The following is a 15771-nucleotide window of genomic DNA, read 5'->3' as shown; positions in this document are numbered from 1 at the left end:
CAGGCTTGTCGGCCGGCACCACGGCGGGTGCCGGCTCGGCGCTCAGCCTTCCCGGGCCCGGCCTTGGGTTCGCCGGATGCGCTGGGCGATCGTGAGGATGTGGTCGGGGCGGGTCAGCGGACCCTTGTCCGCATCCCCCCTTTCCCGCCGCCTGAGCCGCAATGGCCGCAAACACCCCGGCAGTTCCTTGCCTGGGGTGCTGGACGCGGAGGTGCGCTCACCCTTTGAGCCGGCAGACCGATCCCCGACGACGGTCGGCGATCCTTTTCAGGCCTGCGCCCACTGGCGGAGCTGCAGGGCGATCTGCCGCACGGGGACGTCGCCGGCGATGACGCCACGCACGAGGATCGCGGCGTCCTTCGGCTCGTAGGCCAGGGTCCGGCCGTTCACCTGGAGGAACGCGACGGCGGCCGACCATCCGAACTGGCCGTTGGAGTGCTCCAGGGCCGGGAGCCTGACCAGGGTGTGAACCAGCGCGGCCGCCTTGAGCCAGATCGAGCCGTAGATCTCCTGGCCCATGGCCTCCGCGCGGTGACGGGCGACCGCGGCATCGAGTACTCCGAGGTCGTCGGCCTGCGGGTCGCCGGTGATGTGCTCCGCGACCTGCAGCAACATCGGGACCGTCGCGTAGATCACCCCGTCGGGGCGGGCTCGGCTCACGCGGCGGTTCCGCGGGCCTGGTCGCCGGCGTCGAGCTCGGCCAGACGGCGGCCGGCCTCGGCGTCCGCGGCACGGTACGCCTCGTTCGGGCGCCCGTCCTCGGGCAGGACCTCGGCGAACGCGTCCTTCACGTATGCGTGGGCCTCCAAGGCGGCTTCCAGGAACGCGGTGGGTACGGCATTGGCCTGCGTGAGAGCGGCCTGGCGGATGTACTCGCGGGTGGACATCCCCGCGGCCGCGGCCGCACGCCGCACCACGTCGAGCTCGTCGTCGTCCGCGAAGGGGACGTTCATGCCCTTGGTCGTCGTCATGTACTGACGGTACCGCGAGTACCACCCCTCGGCGCTACCCGGCATCGTCCGGACCCCTGGACACCCGCCCAGGGTCATGACGCCCCACGCGCGGGGTCCGTCATTTCCAGGGGTCCGAAGGCGGTCGCCGACTCCCCCGGGAGGGCTTCAGTGGAGAACGCGGCCTGGGCGCCTGTACCGAGGAGGCGCGGACCGTCCTGGAGGACGAGGGCCACCAGAGGTAGCCCGCCGAGCTGAGTGAGGACAGGCGCCCCGATCTCTCTCGTGGAGGTCCGGGGGGGGCGCTTTCGTTCGTCTAACTGCGGTCCCTCTTCTGCAGCTCTTCCACGTAGTTGTACGCGGCGTTGCTGCCCTGCTTGCCGGGCGAGATCTTGAGGATCGCCTTGTCCTTCTCGGCGTTACCGGTGAGATACGCCTCGGTCAGGACGTACGGCAGGCCGTCCACCCGAAAGCGGATACTGCCGTCGGGATAGGCCATGACGCGAACCTTCCGGCCGTCCGGAATCTCGACGGTCTCCGAGAAGTGCGCCTTGAGGGGCTCGTCAGCCATACAGACCTCCGGGTCATACAGGCCCCATTGGAACGGCCAGCGTACCGACGCCTCTCTTGATCCCGGGGCCAATCGGGCAAAGGCCGGCTCAGCCCAGTGCGATGTCGAAGTGGACCGCAGTGGTGTCGCCACGGCGGACGATCGGGAGGCGACCTCCACGACATCGCTCGGCACGGCCGCCCGCGACGGGCGTTGTCGTCGTCGGCCCGGGCGACATGCGGCGAGGGTGGTGGCGGTCGACTGCGGCGCGCCGCCGGCCCTTGAGTGGACGCGATGATCCGCCGTCGCCGCCGGCCGGAGGTACAGCCGGCACAGCCTTCACGACGCGGCTGTCGGAGCAGCACGACAGCCGCGTCGCGAAGGCCTGACTGTGGGCCTTGGGCTGCGTTTCACGTCGTCATCCCAGGGACCACACCGGAGTCCGTTCATGGGACAGACCCCGCGGCGGTGAGCTGACGCCGAGCCTGACTCGGCGGCAGATCAGATCACTTGGTGGCGTAGACGGCGGTGTAGCCGCCGATCAGGGGACGGGCCTCCGTCGTGGAGAAGCCTGCCGCCCCCAGCCAGCGGGTAGCGTCGGCGACGGTGTACTCGGATCCGCCCTCCGTGTCGATGAGCATGTTGAGCGACACCATGAAGCCGTAGGTGTTGCGTCGTCGGTCGTCGTCGATCATGGCGTCGTAGACGATGAGCGTGCCGCCCGCGGGCAGGGCGTCGTAGGCCTTGCGGAGCAGGAACTGCCGCTGCTCGGGGTTCCAGTCGTGGAGGATCTGTCCCATGACGTAGACGTCGGCCGGGGGAAGGGGGTCGGAGAAGAAGTCGCCTCCGTGGAAGGAGAGGCGGTCGGCCAGGCCGTGCGCCGCGGCGAACTCATCGAACACGGGCTGTACCGGCGGAAGTTCGAAGACGGTGCCGGTCATCTCGGGGTGGGATCGCAGTACCGCAGCGGGTACGGCGCCAAGAGCGCCGCCGAGGTCGACCACGTGCCGGCGGCCGGTCCAGTCGAAGTCGGCGGCGAGTGCGCCGGCGAGGGGGGTGCTGACACCGTTCATGCCGTTGAGGAAGTTGCGCCAGGCGACAGGGTCTTGGCTCAGGGTGGCGAAGAAGGGGGCCCCGGTGTGGGTGACCTCGTTCTGCTGGGTGCCGGTTCGCAGGGCGTCGGTGAGGTTGTCCCAGAACCCGAAGAGGCGGGCGTTGGCCATCTCCAGGATCCCGCCGATGTAGGAGGGCTTGGCCCGGTCCAGGAAGACCCCGGACGCGGGGCTGTTGCGATAGACGTCGTCATCGTCGCGGTCCAGCAGACCCAGCGACACGAGAGCGTCGAGGAAGTCCGCGGAGGACCTGGGGTGGAGCCCCACTTCCCCGGCGAGGGACGCGCGGTCCCGGCCGCCCCGCGCCAGGACGGTGAAGATGCCCAGTTCCACCGCGCTCAGCAGGGTCTTCGAGGCCATGAATCCCAGGCCGAGCTGGAGGATCGGCTCGGGTGTGATCGAGTCGCCGACGGCCGGGCCCGTGCCCGTGGCGGCTCCGGTTCCGGCGGCGGCCTTGTCCTTGGGGCGCAGTTCCATGAGGAATCCTTTATGGAGTGATCAATACAGAATTACGGCAAGCGGAAGCTCGGCCGAGGTCGGTCCGGGGCGCCTCATCGTGACCGCGAGGGCACCCTCGACGGAGGTCCGCCCGAGACGGCCGCATCGGGTTCCCCTCCTGCGCCACCTCACCCCGCGACGCATCGACCAGGCCCGCGCCGAACGCGATCGGCCGCCTGGTCGACACCGAACTCCCCGATCCGTGCCGTGAGGGAAGGCTACCACGATTCTGGATTGATCAATAAAGTTAGCGGTGCGGGGTACGCGGCCGAGTAGGGCCGACACGCCGCTCACGCAGGAACCGGTCCCCCACCCGGCCGTCGGTCACCGCCAGGAGCCCGTTTCACGCCGAGACGGCGATGGCCACCAGCGGGCGTTCACGGCGCAGGACCCGGTCGGTCAGCACTACCAGGCGGTACATGAGGAACCGTTGCCGCATCAGGTCGCGTACGCCGGCGGTCTCCGTCTCGCCGAGAAGCCGGGCGGTACCGGCCGTGACGGGTGCGCCGGCGGGAACCGTGCCGTTCATGCGGCAGGGTGCGAGGGTGACGTGGGGATTGCTGCGGATCCGCTTGGCCTTGCCGGAGTCCGGCGGCGTGAGGACGTAAAGGATGCCGTGCCGGACCAGACAGCCGACGGGCGTGGCGACCGCGCGCCCGTCCCTGCGGAGAGTGGTCAGGCTGACGTACTTGCCTCGGCCGATGCGGTCGAGAGCGGGGCCGAAGTCATCGGTCGTGGTGGACATGGCCGCCTTCCGTGCTGGTGGCGTGCGCCAGGTGGTCGATGAGGGCGCGGGCCGTGAGTGCCGCCTGGGCCTCGACCGCCGCCAGCGTGTTCCAGGCGCCCGGGAGCATGTCCTGCTGGAGGAACAGGGCAAGTCCGTGGGCGGCGGCGGAGATACGGACGAGCAGGTCGAAGGCCGCCTCGGGGCCGCCGGCGAGCCGACCGGTGACGGGCATCAGGTCGTCGTGGAGGGCGCCACCCGCCTGAGCCAGTTCAGGGTGTCGGCCCTTGTCCAGACCGGCCAGGAACGTGATGTCGAAGAGCGCGCGCTCCTCGGCGGCGAAGCGTACGTAGGCGGCGGCGAACGCGGCCAACTGGTCCGCCGGGTCCGTACTGGAGGACAGCGCGGCCCTGTAGCGGCGCCGTTGCTCCTGGTAGCCCTTCAGTGCCAGCGAGACGAGCAGGGCATCCCGGTCGGCGAAGTGCTTGTAGGGAGCCGACACGCTCACCCCGGCCCGCCGGCACGCCTCGGCGAGGGTGAATCCGTGCGGGCCGCGCTCCGCCACCAGGGCGAGTGCGGCCTCTTCGAGCGCGTTGCGCAGATCTCCGTGGTGGGTGCCGCTGGGGCGCCGGTTGACTGTCACGCCGCCGAGGTTAACACTATTAACCACGAGGTGAATGACATTTACCTCGTGGCGTGCCCGACTCGTGGCCGCGCCGCCTGCACGACACGTGGAGACGACATGCCCCGACTGGCCCCCGCACGCTGGACCGCAGGCCACATGCCCGACCAGCGCGGCCGCACCGCGGTCGTGACCGGCGCCAACACCGGCATCGGGTTCCAGACCGCCAAGGCCCTCGCGCGGCACGGCGCATCCGTGGTCCTCGCCGTCCGCGCCCCGGACAAGGGCAATCGGGCCGCGTCAGAGATCACCTCCGCCGTACCGGCGGCGGAGGTGCGTGTGCTGCGCCTGGCTCTGAGCTCTCTGGCCTCCGTCCGTGGCGCCGCCGACGAGTTGCACGGCAGCTGCTCCCGGATCGATCTGCTGATCAACAACGCCGGCGTGATGTACACGCCGCACGGGACGACCGCGGACGGCTTCGAGCTCCAGTTCGGGACCAACCACCTCGGGCACTTCGCGCTCACCGGCCTGCTGCTCGACCTGCTGCCCGCTTCCGCGGGCTCGCGCGTCGTCACCGTCAGCAGCGCCGGGCACCGTATGGGGGGGTCCGATCGATCTGACCGATCTCGGATGGCAGACGCGCCCTTACAACCGGACGGCCGCGTACGGGCACTCCAAGCCGGCCAATCTGCTCTTCACCTACGAGCTTCAGCGCAGGCTGCCCCCGGGCGGCCCGTTGGCCGTCGCCGCGCATCCCGGCGGCGCCGACACCACCGGATCCAAGGACGCGATGACGCACGCGTCCGCTCTCACCCGTACGGCGTTCGCGGCCGTCCGGCCACTCCTCCTCCAGTCGCCGGCGATGGGAGCGCTGACCGTCCTCCGTGCCGCGACGGACCCGGGCGTCCAGGGAGGGGAGTTCTACGGCCCGCGCGGATTCCAGCAGAGCAGGGGCTATCCGAAGGCGCTGCGGTCGAGCGATCAGTCCTACGATGCGTCGCTCCAGCGCCGGCTGTGGGCGATCTCCGAAGAACTGACCGGGGTCTCGTTCCCCTCACGGTGAGTGGAGGAACACACGCCCCCGGGACCGATCCGCACCCGGCCCGGGGGTGCACCGTCACCGCGAGGGGACCCGGCCGCCGGTTCAGAAGCCGGTGAGGGTGATCTTCCCGATGGCGGTGCCGGATTCGAGGATGCCGTGCGCCTCGCGGAGGTTGGCCGCGTTGATCGGCCCCAGATCGTTGGTGGCCGTGGAGCGCAGGATGCCGGCGTCCGCGAGGCGGGCGACCTGGGTCAGGATGTGGTGCTGCCTGTCCTGGTCGGGAGCCTGGAAGAGGGACCGGGTGAACATGAACTCCCAGTGGAAGGAGATGCACTTCGGCTTGAGCAGACCCAGGGGCAGGCTGTCGTGGTCGTCGATGGCGACGATGCGGCCGAACGGACGCAGGGCCTCGGCGTAGTCGGGCAGGTTGCGGTCGGTGTTGGTGGTGCTGAACACATGGGTCACCCCCTCCGGGGCGACCTCCGCGAGCTGCGGCGCCAGCGGCTTGTGATGGTTCACGATGTGCTGGACACCCATGCGGGTGGCGAAGTCGATCGTCTCCTGGCGCGAGGCGGTGCCGATCACCGTCAGACTGGTCAGGGCGCGAGCGAGCTGGGCGACCATCGCCCCGACACCACCGGCCGCCGCGGTGATCAGCAGGGCGCCCTGCTCATTCATGCCGCCGCTCTCCAGACCCAGGCGCTCGAACAGGCCTTCCCAGGCGGTCAGCGAGGTCAGCGGCAGCGCGGCGGCCGCGGTGAAGGACAGGGTGGACGGCTTGAGCGCCGCGATGCGCTCATCGACCGTGTGGTACTCGGAGTTGCTTCCGGGCCGGTCGATGGCACCGGCGTAGTAGACGTCGTCGCCGACTTCGAATCGCCGCACCTTCTCGCCGACGGCGACGACGCTGCCTGCCGCGTCCCAGCCGAGGACCTTCGGCTCGCCGGCCGGATCGGTGCTCTGGCGGACCTTGTAGTCAACGGGGTTGAGGGCGACGGCCTCCACCTTGACCAGCAGGTCGTACGGTCCGGGCTCCGGAACCGGCAGCTCCAGGTCGATCAGGCTCTCCGCGTCGCTGAGCGGCAGGCTCCTGCGGTAGCCGACGGCGCGCATGGACGTGGCGTTCATGGGTGATTCCTCTTCTTCGGTGCGATCGGTGAGCGAGAGGCCGCGTGCTGCCGCGGCCCGGGTCAGAGCAGGACTTCGGGGTGGTGGTCGGCGAGGTAGCGGTCGGCGGCCCGCAGCGGGCTCATCCCGCTGACGTTGATGAGGGTGTCGATCTCCTCGATACCGTCGTTGCCCACATGGAGTTCGACATCCCCGTTCCTGAGCAGATCGAAGAGCTCCTCGTGCTTGGCTTCGACGCTCTTCACCCGGTGACCGCGGGATTCGAGGACCCGGCGGGTGACACCGGCGGCGGCACGGTGAAAGGACAGGGAAATATTTCCCACGATGATCGGGTCAGACGCAGCGACGGACATCACGCCTCCTTGAGAACATCAATTCCTATTTCACTCCGGTCGACACGACCGCAACCCGACCGAAACTCGAGCCGGTCGGATCGCCGCATTAGAGCCACCCTCTCCCAGCGCCACCCATAAGTCCAAGAAATATTCGGCATGGTTTCTATATGCTGAGTTCATGGCAACGCTGAGACAGCTGGAATATCTGGTGGCCATCGTGGACGAGGGATCGTTCACGCGGGCCGCCGAAAGCCTCCACGTCACCCAGCCCGGGCTCTCGCACCAGCTCCAGGCACTGGAACGCGAGGTGGGCGGTCCCCTGCTGGAACGGCTGCCCCGCGGCGTCCGGCTCACTCCGGCCGGCCGGTCGATGCTGCCGCACGCCCGCGCCGCTCTGGCCGAAGCGACCCGCGCGACGACGTCCGCCCGGCGCGCCACCGGGGTGTCCGCCGGCGAGCTGCACCTGGCGGCGCTCTACTCGGTCAGTTCCGGCGTGCTGCCCACGGTCCTGGGCGTGTGGCGGCAGCAGCACCCGCAGGTGCGGATCCGGTTGTTCGAGCACCGCCGGTGGGACGAACTGGCCCAGGCCATGGCCGCCGGCCAGGCGGACGTCGCGGTGGGACCCCTGCCCCAGGACTGGGAGGGCACCGCCCGGCACATCGGGGCCGAGGAGTTCCTGGTCGTCACGCACGTCGACGACCCCGTGGCCGCCGTCGCCGAGGCGCCGGGCGTCCGGCTCACCGATCTCGCGGAACGGGACTGGGTCCACTTCACCCCCGACAGCGGTCTCTCCGAAGTCCTCGACAAAGCCTGCGCCGCCGCCGGTTTCCAGCCCCGCATCGCGGTGCGCACCGAACAGGCACCCTCCGCCGTCGAGTACGCCGGAGCCGGGCTCGGGCCGACGCTCGTGCCCGCCAACACCATCCCACCGCACTTCGCCGGCACTGTCCTGCGCCCCGATCCGCCCGTGCACCGGCAACTGAGCGGATACACCCGGACCAGTCCCGACCCAGTCACCAGTTCCTTCCTCGACGTCCTCGGCGCCCATGCCCCCCTGATGCCCGCGCACGTGGCGGAGCGCCTGCGCGACCCGCAGAAACGCGCATGATGCTTTTGCCTCTGATCCGGCCGGGCGTTACCCTGCGATTTTGCGAATTCCAGAGAGCGCCGGAACAGACGCCGAGCGTGTTTGCGGGCCCATAGCCTCCGGTCGGCACGAAAATGTCCCGGTTGCGATCCCCGCTCGCCGGTCATAGGTTCGTATGGATTTCCATGACCGCGAATGAACCGATGGATCAATTACCCTGAAATCATCGTTCCTCGAATTCCCGAACAGGAGCAGGACGTGACTGGGAGAAAAATACCGAGCCGCAGCGTTGTCGCGCTGCTGGCGGCCCTCTGTATCGGTGGCAGCGCCGCCCAGGGCTCCTACGGGAGCGCTCCGGCCGATTCCGGCGAACCGCCCGGCGCACCCGCGCAGAACAAGGAACGCCTGGAGCCCGTGGCGGAGTTCAACGGGGCGATGCCCACAGGGGTGAGCGTCTCGCGCACGGGCCGGGTGTTCGTCAACTTCCCCCACTGGGGCGACAAGGTGACGTTCTCGGTCGCCGAGGTGCGCGACGGAAAGGCCGTCCCCTACCCGAACCGTGAGATCAACACCGCAGACACACACGACCCCGCGCACCACTTCCTGGGGGTGCAGAGTGTCGTCGTCGACGCCGCCGACCGGCTGTGGGTGGTGGACACCGGGCGGATCCAGTTCGGCAACGCACCGGTGGGCGGGCCCAAGCTCGTCGCCATAGACCTGCGAACCAACAAGGTCGTCCGCACCATCCTGCTGCCCCGTCAGGTCGCAGGTCCCCGCAGTTTCGTGAACGATGTGCGATTCGACCTCACCCGTGGCAAGGCAGGCACCGCCTACCTCACGGACGCCTCCTCGGACGGCCCCAACGGTCTGATCATCGTGGATCTGGCGTCCGGGACGTCCTGGCGGCGACTCGACAACGCGCCCTCGGTGCGACCGGTGCCCGACTTCGTCCCCGTCATCGACGGGAAACGGATGCTCAACCGGCCGGCGCACGGCCCCACCAGCCCCATCAACATCGGGTCGGACGGCATCGCCCTGAGCCCGGACGGCAAGACCCTCTACTACTGCCCCCTTTCCAGCCGCACCCTGTACTCCGTGCCGACGAGCGGTCTGACAGACCGCCGGATAGCCGATTCCAAGATCGCGAAGACCGTTCGCGATCTCGGCACGAAGGGGATGTCCGACGGGCTGGAGATGGACAACGCGGGCCGCGTCTACGGAGGCGACATCGAACACAACGCGCTCGTCTTCCGCGACACCGACGGGCGATTCCGCACCCTGGTCCACGACAACCGGCTGATCTGGCCGGATACGTTGTCGATCGGCTACGACCGGAACCTGTACGTGATGGCCAATCAGCTCAACCGCCAGGCCGCCTACAACGCCGGTGTCGATCTTCGGCGCAAGCCCTACGTGCTCTACCGGATCCCGGTCGACGGAGGCCCCGCCCGACGGTAGGCCCCCAGAAATCGCGGCAGCCGTTCGAGATCCGGATCGACACCCGTCAGAGTTCCGCGAACAGCAGGACAGCCCACGGCGCGATCGCCTCCTCGACGAGGAAGCGGCCCGCGTCGTCGGCGTGCCGGACCTCATGACCGGTCGCGTGCGCGGCCTCGCGCAGCGCCGCCGTCTGCTCCCTCGTGAGGGGCTCGGGAGCGCCCATGCCCCTCCAGGCGGCGAGGGCGTTGCCATGGGTGTGGTCCATTGTGGTGACGGCGACGGCGGCGCCCGGGCGCAGTCCGGTCAGTTCGACCTTCAGCAGTCGCGGCTCGCCCGTGGCGAGCGTCTGTTCGGCGACCTCGCGGCTGCCGAACGACCCTGGAGGCGCCTGGATGACCTCCGGCGGGTAGTGGTACGCGAGCGCGGAGAGACTGCCGTCGGAACTGTCCCGGGTGACGACGGCGCCCTCGGTCCGGGCGAGCAGTTCGCCGCCGAGTCGGTGCAGCATCCGGTAGACGTGGAAGACGGGCTTGGGCACGCCCTGGAGGGTGAGCATCCCGAATCCGCCGTGGAAGGCGGTGTCGCCGGCGCCTTCCTCCTCGAAGACGTCGGTGAACACCCAGTACGCGAGGGAGTCGACCAGTCCGATCGATTCCAGCACCGTCCTGGCCACGAAGGTCGCGGCCTGCAGGTGGTCGTGGGAGTGGTCCCTGGAGGACGGGCTGGAGTTCCACTCCGTGAGGTGGATCTCGGCGTCCGGGTAGGGGCCGGTGTCGACGATCCGGCGCAGTGTGCGCAGGTCGCGGGTGGTCGCGTCGGCGGCGCGGGTGTGCTGCCGGGTCGTTCCGTGGCCGTCCAGTGCCCAGTCGGTGGGGTAGGGGTGGCAGGACACGAAGTCGACCGGCAGTCGGCGGCTGTGGCAGAACGCGAGGAAGTCCTCGACCCAGACGGGACGCCAGTCCAGGGCGTCCAGATCCGCGGCCTCGGAGACGACGGCGTGCTGGGAAGTGTCCTCGTACTCCCCCGCGAAGCGGGCGTCGGGGACGAAGTTACTGGTGGCGGGCCCACCGACCCGCAGCTCGGCGTCGACGTCCTTGAGCGTACGGGCGGTGATCTCGTAGAGGGCGAAGTACTCGCTCTTGGAGCCCTTGAAGAAGGGACTGAGATTGGGCTCGTTCCAGACCTCGAAGTACCAGCGGCGCACCTCGTCGCGGCCGTAGCGGGCCAGCCAGTGCCCGACGAGGCGCCGGACGAGGTCCGCCCAGGCGTCGAGGTCGGCGGGCGGGGCGACGTTGGCCTTCCACCAGAAGGTCGTGCTCGGGTCGCGGGCCAGGTCGCGGGGGCTGAAGCCCAGTTCCACGAAGGGGCGCACGCCGGCGTCGAGCAGCCGGTCGAACAGGTCGTCGACGTACTGGAAGTTCAGGACGGTGGGGCCGTCCTCGTTCCGCCGGTGGACGAACATGTCGTCGTGCAGGAGACCGTGGAAGCGGACGTACCGGAAGCCGGCGGCGTCGGCCACGGTGCGCAGGTGCTCCTGCCAGGAGGCCCGCAGCCCTTCGGCGGCACGGCCGGCGCCGACGCAGGTGCTCCAGAAGTGCGTGAAGGGGCGGCCGGGGTCCTGCCGGTCGGCGCTGATGGTGATGGGTGTCGTCATGGTGCCTCGGGTCCGTCCTCTGTGTGCGGCGGAAGGTGGCCGGGATGCCGGTGGCGGTCCTGGGCATCCGGGCCGGGCGACAGCCCGTAGGCGGTGCGGGCCGTGCGGTGCCAGAAGGCGTCCTGCTCGGTGCCGGTGAGGTCCGGCAGGTGCTCCCGGAGCGTGTCGACGCTCGCCGCCGGCGCGCGGCCGGGCGTGGAGACGGGCCAGTCGGAGCCGTACATCAGCCTGCGCGGTCCGAACACCCCGAAGGCGGCGGCGAGCAGGCGCCGCAGTGGTTCGCCGTGGGAGTCGGGCGATGCCCGCAGCCCCGAGACCTTGACGGTGAGGTTGGGCAGTTCCGCCAGTGCGCCCAGGGCGGCGCGGTGGGCGGCAGCCGTCCGGGCCGGCGCGGACACCTGCGGCAGGTGGTCGAGGACGAAGCTGTTGGCGGGATGGGCGGCGACGAGGTCGACGGCGGCGCCCAGCCGTCCGGGGTCCGGGACGAGCAGGTCCACGGTCAGGCCTCGTGCGGCGAGCAGCGCCATCGTGGAGGGCGCGGGCCGCGGGCCGGTGGCGAGCATGCGGGAGTCCCGCACGCCCACCACCGGAACGATGCCGTGGGCGGTGGCGGACTCCCGGTCACCGAACGACTCGACGTAGGCGCCCAGTTGTGGGCCGCACAGGTCGACGGCCGCGACCACGCCCAGGACGGGCACGCCGGGCGAGGTCCGCGGCCGGCGCAGCCAGGCGAGTTCGGCCGCGGACTCCTCGGCTTGGACGCACACCGTCCCGTCCAGTGGCAGGCCGTGCGACGCGGCGTAGTGGTCGGCGCGGTCGAAGGTGCGGCGCAGTGGACCCGCGTCCGGGGCGTCGAGCCATGCGTGCCGGCCGAGGGCGAGGTTCCACTGATGGCAGTGGGCGTCGATGATCACGGCAGCGGGGCCAGGGGGTCGAGCAGGCCCGCCTCCCGAAGTTCCTCCCACAGCAGGGCGGGGAGCGGCAGCCGGGCCAGGCGCAGGTTGTCGGCGACCTCCTCGGGGGTCGCCGCGCCGACCAGGACGGTGGTCACCGCGGGGTGCGCGAGAGGGAACTGCACGGCGGCCGCCCTCAGTGGCACGGAGTGGCGCTCGCAGATCTCCTTGATCCTCAGGGCGCGTGCGAGGACGTCGTCCGGGACGGGGCGGTAGTTGTACGGGGCGCCGGGCCGGGGGTCGGCGAGCAGCCCGGAGTTGTACACCCCGGCGGCGATGACCTCCACGCCTCGCTGAGCGCACAGGGGCAGCAGGTCGGCCAGGGCGGGCTGTTCCAGCAAGGTGTAGCGCCCGGCGATGAGGACGCAGTCCAGGTCCGTCCGCCGTACCAGTTCGTGGAGGAGCCGGTTGCTGTTCATGCCCGCGCCGACGGCCCCGATGACGCCCTCGTCCCGCAGCCGGACGAGGGCCGGCACGGTGCGGGTGACGGCCTCGTCGAGATGGTCGTCCGGGTCGTGGACATGGACGACGTCGATGTGGTCGACCCCGAGCCGGCGCATGCTGTCCTCGAGGCCGCGCCGGACGTCGTCGGCGCCGAACGCGGGGCGGGGCGGGCGTCCTTCGCCGATCGCCCACCCCACCTTCGTCGACAGCCGGAACGTGCGGCGGCCGGTCGCGGCGAGGGCCTGGCCGACCCGTCGCTCGGACAGCCCGTCGCCGTACTTGGGTGCCGTGTCCAGCAGAGCGGCTTCCGCTTCGACGGCGGCGACCACCGTGGCCACGGCCGTCGCGGGGTCGACCGGCCCGTACAGGTCCCCGATGGGGGCACATCCCAGGCCCATCGGGGCCTTCGTGCGGTCGGTCGTGCGGGCGTCGGTCATGAGGGCCGGGCCGCCCGCCACTGCTCGTACTCGGCCCGGCTGTCCGGGCTGAGGGGGTAGTAGTCGGACAGGCGCGCCCCGGCGTCGATGCGCATCCGGCTGAAGACCTCCCATTCCTCGTGGTCCGAGGCGCTGCGCACGACCTGCTCGGACTTGGCGCGGGGCACGACGACCGCGCCGTCGTCGTCGGCCACGACCATGTCTCCTGGCAGGCAGAGCACTCCGCCGGCCGCGACGGGGACGTCGTAGGCCCAGGGGAAGAGTTCGGACTGGGAGGCGTAGTGCGGCGTCGTTCCGGTGCACCAGATGGGGACGCCCAGGCGGCGTACGCGTTCGGCGTCGCGGATGCGTCCGTCGACGACGATCCCGGCGCCGCCCTTCTTCTTGAAGTAGCGCACGAGCATGTCGCCGAAACAGCCGGTGAAGGCGCTGCCGTACGCCTGGACGACCAGGACGTCCCCGGGCTGGACGGCCTCCAGCACGGCCCACAGGGCGGTGTTGCGCTCGACGTACTCCTGGCTGAGCCCGCTGGCCACGTCCTCGCGCTGGGGCATGAACTGCAGGGTGAGGGCGGGCCCGGTGATCCTGGTCCCGGGCTTCATCGACGTGGGTCCCTCGATGAAGCTGCGCCGGATGCCGAGTTCGTGGAGTTTGGCGCATGCGGTCGCGGAGCTCACGCGGCTGAGGCCGTCGACCAGGGTGCTGTCGGGGCGGGTCCATGCCTCCCCGCGGACGGGCAGCGGCCACACGACGGGGGCTTCGTCTGCGGCGGAGCCGGTGGGTGCGGTGTCGGGGGGAAAGGTGGCGGACCGGTCGGTCACGGGTGGCTCCGGGAGGGGTGGGAGGGAACGTGGTGGGCGGGGGTGAGGGCGTTCAGGCGCATGTCGAGGACGAGCCGGATCCCGTGTCCGGGGGGCAGGGTGACGTCGATCCGGTTGCCCTGCACTTCCAGGGAGTGGTCCGTGGGCTCCGGTGCGGGAATCCGGTAGTCGTGCGCGTCCCCGGGATAGGTGTCGCGGGCCTCGGCCCCGGACCAGTGCGCGGTGGTGATGAGGTGCTCGCCGAACGCCCCTGCGCGCAGGCCCAGCCGACGGGTGCGGGAGAGAGCGAGGTTGACGACCCGGACGGTGGTGGAGGCCGGGCCGAGGTGCTCGACGAGCGCGGCGACGTCGGCGGGCAGGCCCGGCCGGCCGGCGTCGAGGTCGAACCAGCGCAGCCTGGCCAGGGGCAGGCCGCCGTTGTAGATGCTCTGCGGGGCCCCGGTGGTGAGCTGGGTGAGGATCTCGGTCACGACGGGGTTGAGACGCTGCCAGTGGTGCAGGTCGGTCTTCTCCGGCGGGGTGTCGTCGGCGTCGATCAGTGCCATGCGGCGGGAGACCTGGGCCAGGGCGAGACGCAGTGCCGCTTCGGGATAGCCGGGGTTGTCCCCCGCGAGGTAGGCGAGCCACGGTGGTTCGTGCCCGGCCTCCTCCTTGCCGCGGAACGCGCGTACCGCGGTCCAGTCGTAGCCGGCCTCGTCGCGCAGGGCGTGCAGCCGGGCCCGGTCCTGGTCCTGCATGCCGAACCACCACAGCCAGGTCCAGTAGGCGACCTGGGCGGGCTGGTGGTCGAACCACCCTTGGAGTCCGACGCGGGTGGGCAGCAGGCCGACGGGGTGTTCCGCCTCTCCCTGGAGGATCGGCCGCCAGGTGTGGTCCTGGCTGGCCGGCTCCTTGCCGATCAGGCCGGTGCGGCGGTGTTCCCAGACCTGGTCGAGCGGACGGCGGGCCAGGTCCAGGGGTGCGAGGTCACCTGCGACGAGACAAGCGCTGATGGCACCGACGAGGGCGGCCGCGCCGACCGAGTGGACGCCGTGCGGCCAGGTCCAGCCGTAGTGGCCGCCGAACCAGCGGCCGTCGTGGTACTCCCCCACGGTGCCCGTCAGGCCGACGTTGTCGGGCATCGCGCCGCAGGCGCCGGCTCGTTCGCGCCACGCGTCGACGTACTCGGTCACCCAGGAGGAGAAGCGGGGGTCGTGGTCGTACAGCCAGGCGTTGACCGCGAGCGCGGTCGCGGCCAGATTGACGGCGGTGTCGCCGCGGCCGAGGCGGTCGCGCATGGCGTGCCCCATCCGCACGGCGAGGGCGGGGTCGTCGAGGTCCTCCCACTTCTCGATGCCGGGGACGTCCTGCAGGGGCAGGCCGTACACGCGCATGCCGGGCTGGTCGGCGGCGAACCCGTCGTCCCACTGCGGGCCGAGGCCCGGCCTGGGGCCGTCCGCGCCGTTGTGGGGTGCCCGGACGACACGGGCGTGCGGGTCGTAGGTGCCGGTGCCGCTGCCGGGCAGGTACTGCTCGGCGAAGCGGACGGCGCGGCGCCGGAACGCCTCGTCCGCGGGGTCGGCGGCGCAGATGCCGTAGAACATCAGCAGCGCCTCACCCTGGTGGAACCAGTCGTAGCCGCGCTCGAACTCGTCCTTGAACAGGCCGAGCTCGGTGAGCTGTGCGGTGACCCCCTCCCAGTGGCGCTTGACCGCCGGCAGCAGGTCGTCCGCGCCGCCGAGCAGGTAGAGCGCGGGCCAGTTGAAGAACGCCTCGTAGAAGTCGTCTGCGCCGTCGCGGTCCTCGATCGTTCCCTCGTGGCGCAGACGGCCGTCGGCTTCGGTGTAGCGGTCGCTGAAGGCACGCCAGGCGGTGTCGAGATCGTCGAACAGCCTGCGCTGGAGGACTGCCCAGGCGGGCGGGGGGCCGGTGGGGGTGGTGGCGATGATCGCGGGCACCGCTGGTGCGGGGCCGATCGTCAGGTCGGGAGTCACG

15 protein-coding genes and 1 pseudogene are annotated in these 15771 nt (G+C 70.7%); 3 read left to right on the top strand and 13 right to left on the bottom strand.

Annotation, left to right across the window (positions count from 1 at the left end; genetic code table 11):
• Positions 1 to 267: 267 nt before the first annotated feature.
• The 6 genes from ACFYXS_RS06410 to ACFYXS_RS06385 all read right to left on the bottom strand — a co-directional run bounded on the left by ACFYXS_RS06410 (position 268) and on the right by ACFYXS_RS06385 (position 4477).
• Positions 268 to 660 (bottom strand): fic family toxin-antitoxin system, toxin component, encoded by a 393-nt coding sequence (locus tag ACFYXS_RS06410; protein ID WP_389244501.1) that lies wholly within the window; start codon positions 658 to 660, stop codon positions 268 to 270.
• Positions 657 to 971: a hypothetical protein gene (locus tag ACFYXS_RS06405; RefSeq protein ID WP_389244499.1), complete on the bottom strand. Its 315-nt coding sequence runs from the start codon at positions 969 to 971 to the stop codon at positions 657 to 659. The genes ACFYXS_RS06410 and ACFYXS_RS06405 overlap by 4 nt, the downstream gene beginning before the upstream one ends.
• Positions 972 to 1266: 295 nt before the next feature.
• Positions 1267 to 1521, bottom strand: coding sequence for a hypothetical protein (locus ACFYXS_RS06400; RefSeq protein WP_389244497.1), 255 nt, complete (start codon positions 1519 to 1521; stop codon positions 1267 to 1269).
• Positions 1522 to 2006: 485 nt separating this feature from the next.
• Positions 2007 to 3089 (bottom strand): methyltransferase, encoded by a 1083-nt coding sequence (locus ACFYXS_RS06395; protein WP_389244495.1) that lies wholly within the window; start codon positions 3087 to 3089, stop codon positions 2007 to 2009.
• A 364-nt stretch (positions 3090 to 3453) separates the two neighbouring features.
• On the bottom strand, positions 3454 to 3855 hold the full coding sequence (locus ACFYXS_RS06390) for a PPOX class F420-dependent oxidoreductase (RefSeq protein ID WP_389244493.1): 402 nt from the start codon (positions 3853 to 3855) through the stop codon (positions 3454 to 3456).
• A complete protein-coding gene (locus ACFYXS_RS06385; protein ID WP_389244491.1) occupies positions 3836 to 4477 on the bottom strand; it encodes a TetR/AcrR family transcriptional regulator in 642 nt (213 codons plus the stop codon). Before ACFYXS_RS06385 ends, ACFYXS_RS06390 begins: the two co-directional genes overlap by 20 nt.
• 99 nt (positions 4478 to 4576) lie before the next feature.
• Between ACFYXS_RS06385 and ACFYXS_RS06380 the strand changes: the two are divergent.
• A pseudogene (locus tag ACFYXS_RS06380) lies at positions 4577 to 5519 on the top strand (oxidoreductase).
• An 81-nt stretch (positions 5520 to 5600) separates the two neighbouring features.
• On the opposite strand, the gene ACFYXS_RS06375 reads toward ACFYXS_RS06380, so the two are convergent.
• Positions 5601 to 6626: a zinc-binding alcohol dehydrogenase family protein gene (locus ACFYXS_RS06375; RefSeq protein WP_389244489.1), complete on the bottom strand. Its 1026-nt coding sequence runs from the start codon at positions 6624 to 6626 to the stop codon at positions 5601 to 5603.
• Positions 6627 to 6688: 62 nt separating this feature from the next.
• Complete coding sequence (locus ACFYXS_RS06370; RefSeq protein ID WP_389244487.1) at positions 6689 to 6871, bottom strand: hypothetical protein; 183 nt, start codon at positions 6869 to 6871, stop codon at positions 6689 to 6691.
• 268 nt (positions 6872 to 7139) lie between these two features.
• On the opposite strand from ACFYXS_RS06370, the gene ACFYXS_RS06365 reads away from it, so the two are divergent.
• Together ACFYXS_RS06365 and ACFYXS_RS06360 are read left to right on the top strand one after the other, a co-directional pair.
• Positions 7140 to 8069 (top strand): LysR family transcriptional regulator, encoded by a 930-nt coding sequence (locus ACFYXS_RS06365; protein ID WP_389244485.1) that lies wholly within the window; start codon positions 7140 to 7142, stop codon positions 8067 to 8069.
• 237 nt (positions 8070 to 8306) lie between these two features.
• Positions 8307 to 9506: an L-dopachrome tautomerase-related protein gene (locus tag ACFYXS_RS06360; RefSeq protein ID WP_389244483.1), complete on the top strand. Its 1200-nt coding sequence runs from the start codon at positions 8307 to 8309 to the stop codon at positions 9504 to 9506.
• Between the two features lie 46 nt (positions 9507 to 9552).
• On the opposite strand, the gene ACFYXS_RS06355 is transcribed toward ACFYXS_RS06360, so the two are convergent.
• From ACFYXS_RS06355 to ACFYXS_RS06335, 5 genes are read right to left on the bottom strand one after another with little or no spacing between them, the layout of a single operon-like run.
• Positions 9553 to 11142, bottom strand: a complete 1590-nt coding sequence (locus tag ACFYXS_RS06355; RefSeq protein WP_389244481.1) for a beta-xylosidase — start codon at positions 11140 to 11142, stop codon at positions 9553 to 9555.
• Positions 11139 to 12056: an amidohydrolase family protein gene (locus tag ACFYXS_RS06350; RefSeq protein ID WP_389244479.1), complete on the bottom strand. Its 918-nt coding sequence runs from the start codon at positions 12054 to 12056 to the stop codon at positions 11139 to 11141. The genes ACFYXS_RS06355 and ACFYXS_RS06350 overlap by 4 nt, the downstream gene beginning before the upstream one ends.
• Positions 12053 to 12976, bottom strand: coding sequence for an aldo/keto reductase (locus tag ACFYXS_RS06345; protein WP_389244476.1), 924 nt, complete (start codon positions 12974 to 12976; stop codon positions 12053 to 12055). Before ACFYXS_RS06345 ends, ACFYXS_RS06350 begins: the two co-directional genes overlap by 4 nt.
• The gene (locus ACFYXS_RS06340; protein WP_389244474.1) at positions 12973 to 13797 is read right to left on the bottom strand and encodes a ribonuclease activity regulator RraA; all 825 of its coding nucleotides are present in this window, start codon (positions 13795 to 13797) and stop codon (positions 12973 to 12975) included. The genes ACFYXS_RS06345 and ACFYXS_RS06340 overlap by 4 nt, the downstream gene beginning before the upstream one ends.
• The gene (locus ACFYXS_RS06335; RefSeq protein ID WP_389244472.1) at positions 13794 to 15770 is read right to left on the bottom strand and encodes a hypothetical protein; all 1977 of its coding nucleotides are present in this window, start codon (positions 15768 to 15770) and stop codon (positions 13794 to 13796) included. Before ACFYXS_RS06335 ends, ACFYXS_RS06340 begins: the two co-directional genes overlap by 4 nt.
• Position 15771: the final 1 nt, after the last annotated feature.

The organism is Streptomyces sp. NPDC002574 (genome assembly GCF_042889545.1).
Lineage (GTDB): Bacteria > Actinomycetota > Actinomycetes > Streptomycetales > Streptomycetaceae > Actinacidiphila.
The sequence above is the reverse complement of the archived record's forward strand: the minus strand, read 5'-3'. Positions and strand labels throughout refer to the sequence as shown.

Excerpts from the sequence above, each read along its gene's own strand:
- ACFYXS_RS06400 (WP_389244497.1), bottom strand. The coding sequence starts at position 1,521 with ATGGCTGACGAGCCCCTCAAGGCGCACTTCTCGGAGACCGTCGAGATT.
- ACFYXS_RS06345 (WP_389244476.1), bottom strand. The coding sequence starts at position 12,976 with ATGACCGACGCCCGCACGACCGACCGCACGAAGGCCCCGATGGGCCTG.
- ACFYXS_RS06365 (WP_389244485.1), top strand. The coding sequence starts at position 7,140 with ATGGCAACGCTGAGACAGCTGGAATATCTGGTGGCCATCGTGGACGAG.
- ACFYXS_RS06390 (WP_389244493.1), bottom strand. The coding sequence starts at position 3,855 with ATGTCCACCACGACCGATGACTTCGGCCCCGCTCTCGACCGCATCGGC.
- ACFYXS_RS06375 (WP_389244489.1), bottom strand. The coding sequence starts at position 6,626 with ATGAACGCCACGTCCATGCGCGCCGTCGGCTACCGCAGGAGCCTGCCG.
- ACFYXS_RS06355 (WP_389244481.1), bottom strand. The coding sequence starts at position 11,142 with ATGACGACACCCATCACCATCAGCGCCGACCGGCAGGACCCCGGCCGC.
- ACFYXS_RS06395 (WP_389244495.1), bottom strand. The coding sequence starts at position 3,089 with ATGGAACTGCGCCCCAAGGACAAGGCCGCCGCCGGAACCGGAGCCGCC.
- ACFYXS_RS06405 (WP_389244499.1), bottom strand. The coding sequence starts at position 971 with ATGACGACGACCAAGGGCATGAACGTCCCCTTCGCGGACGACGACGAG.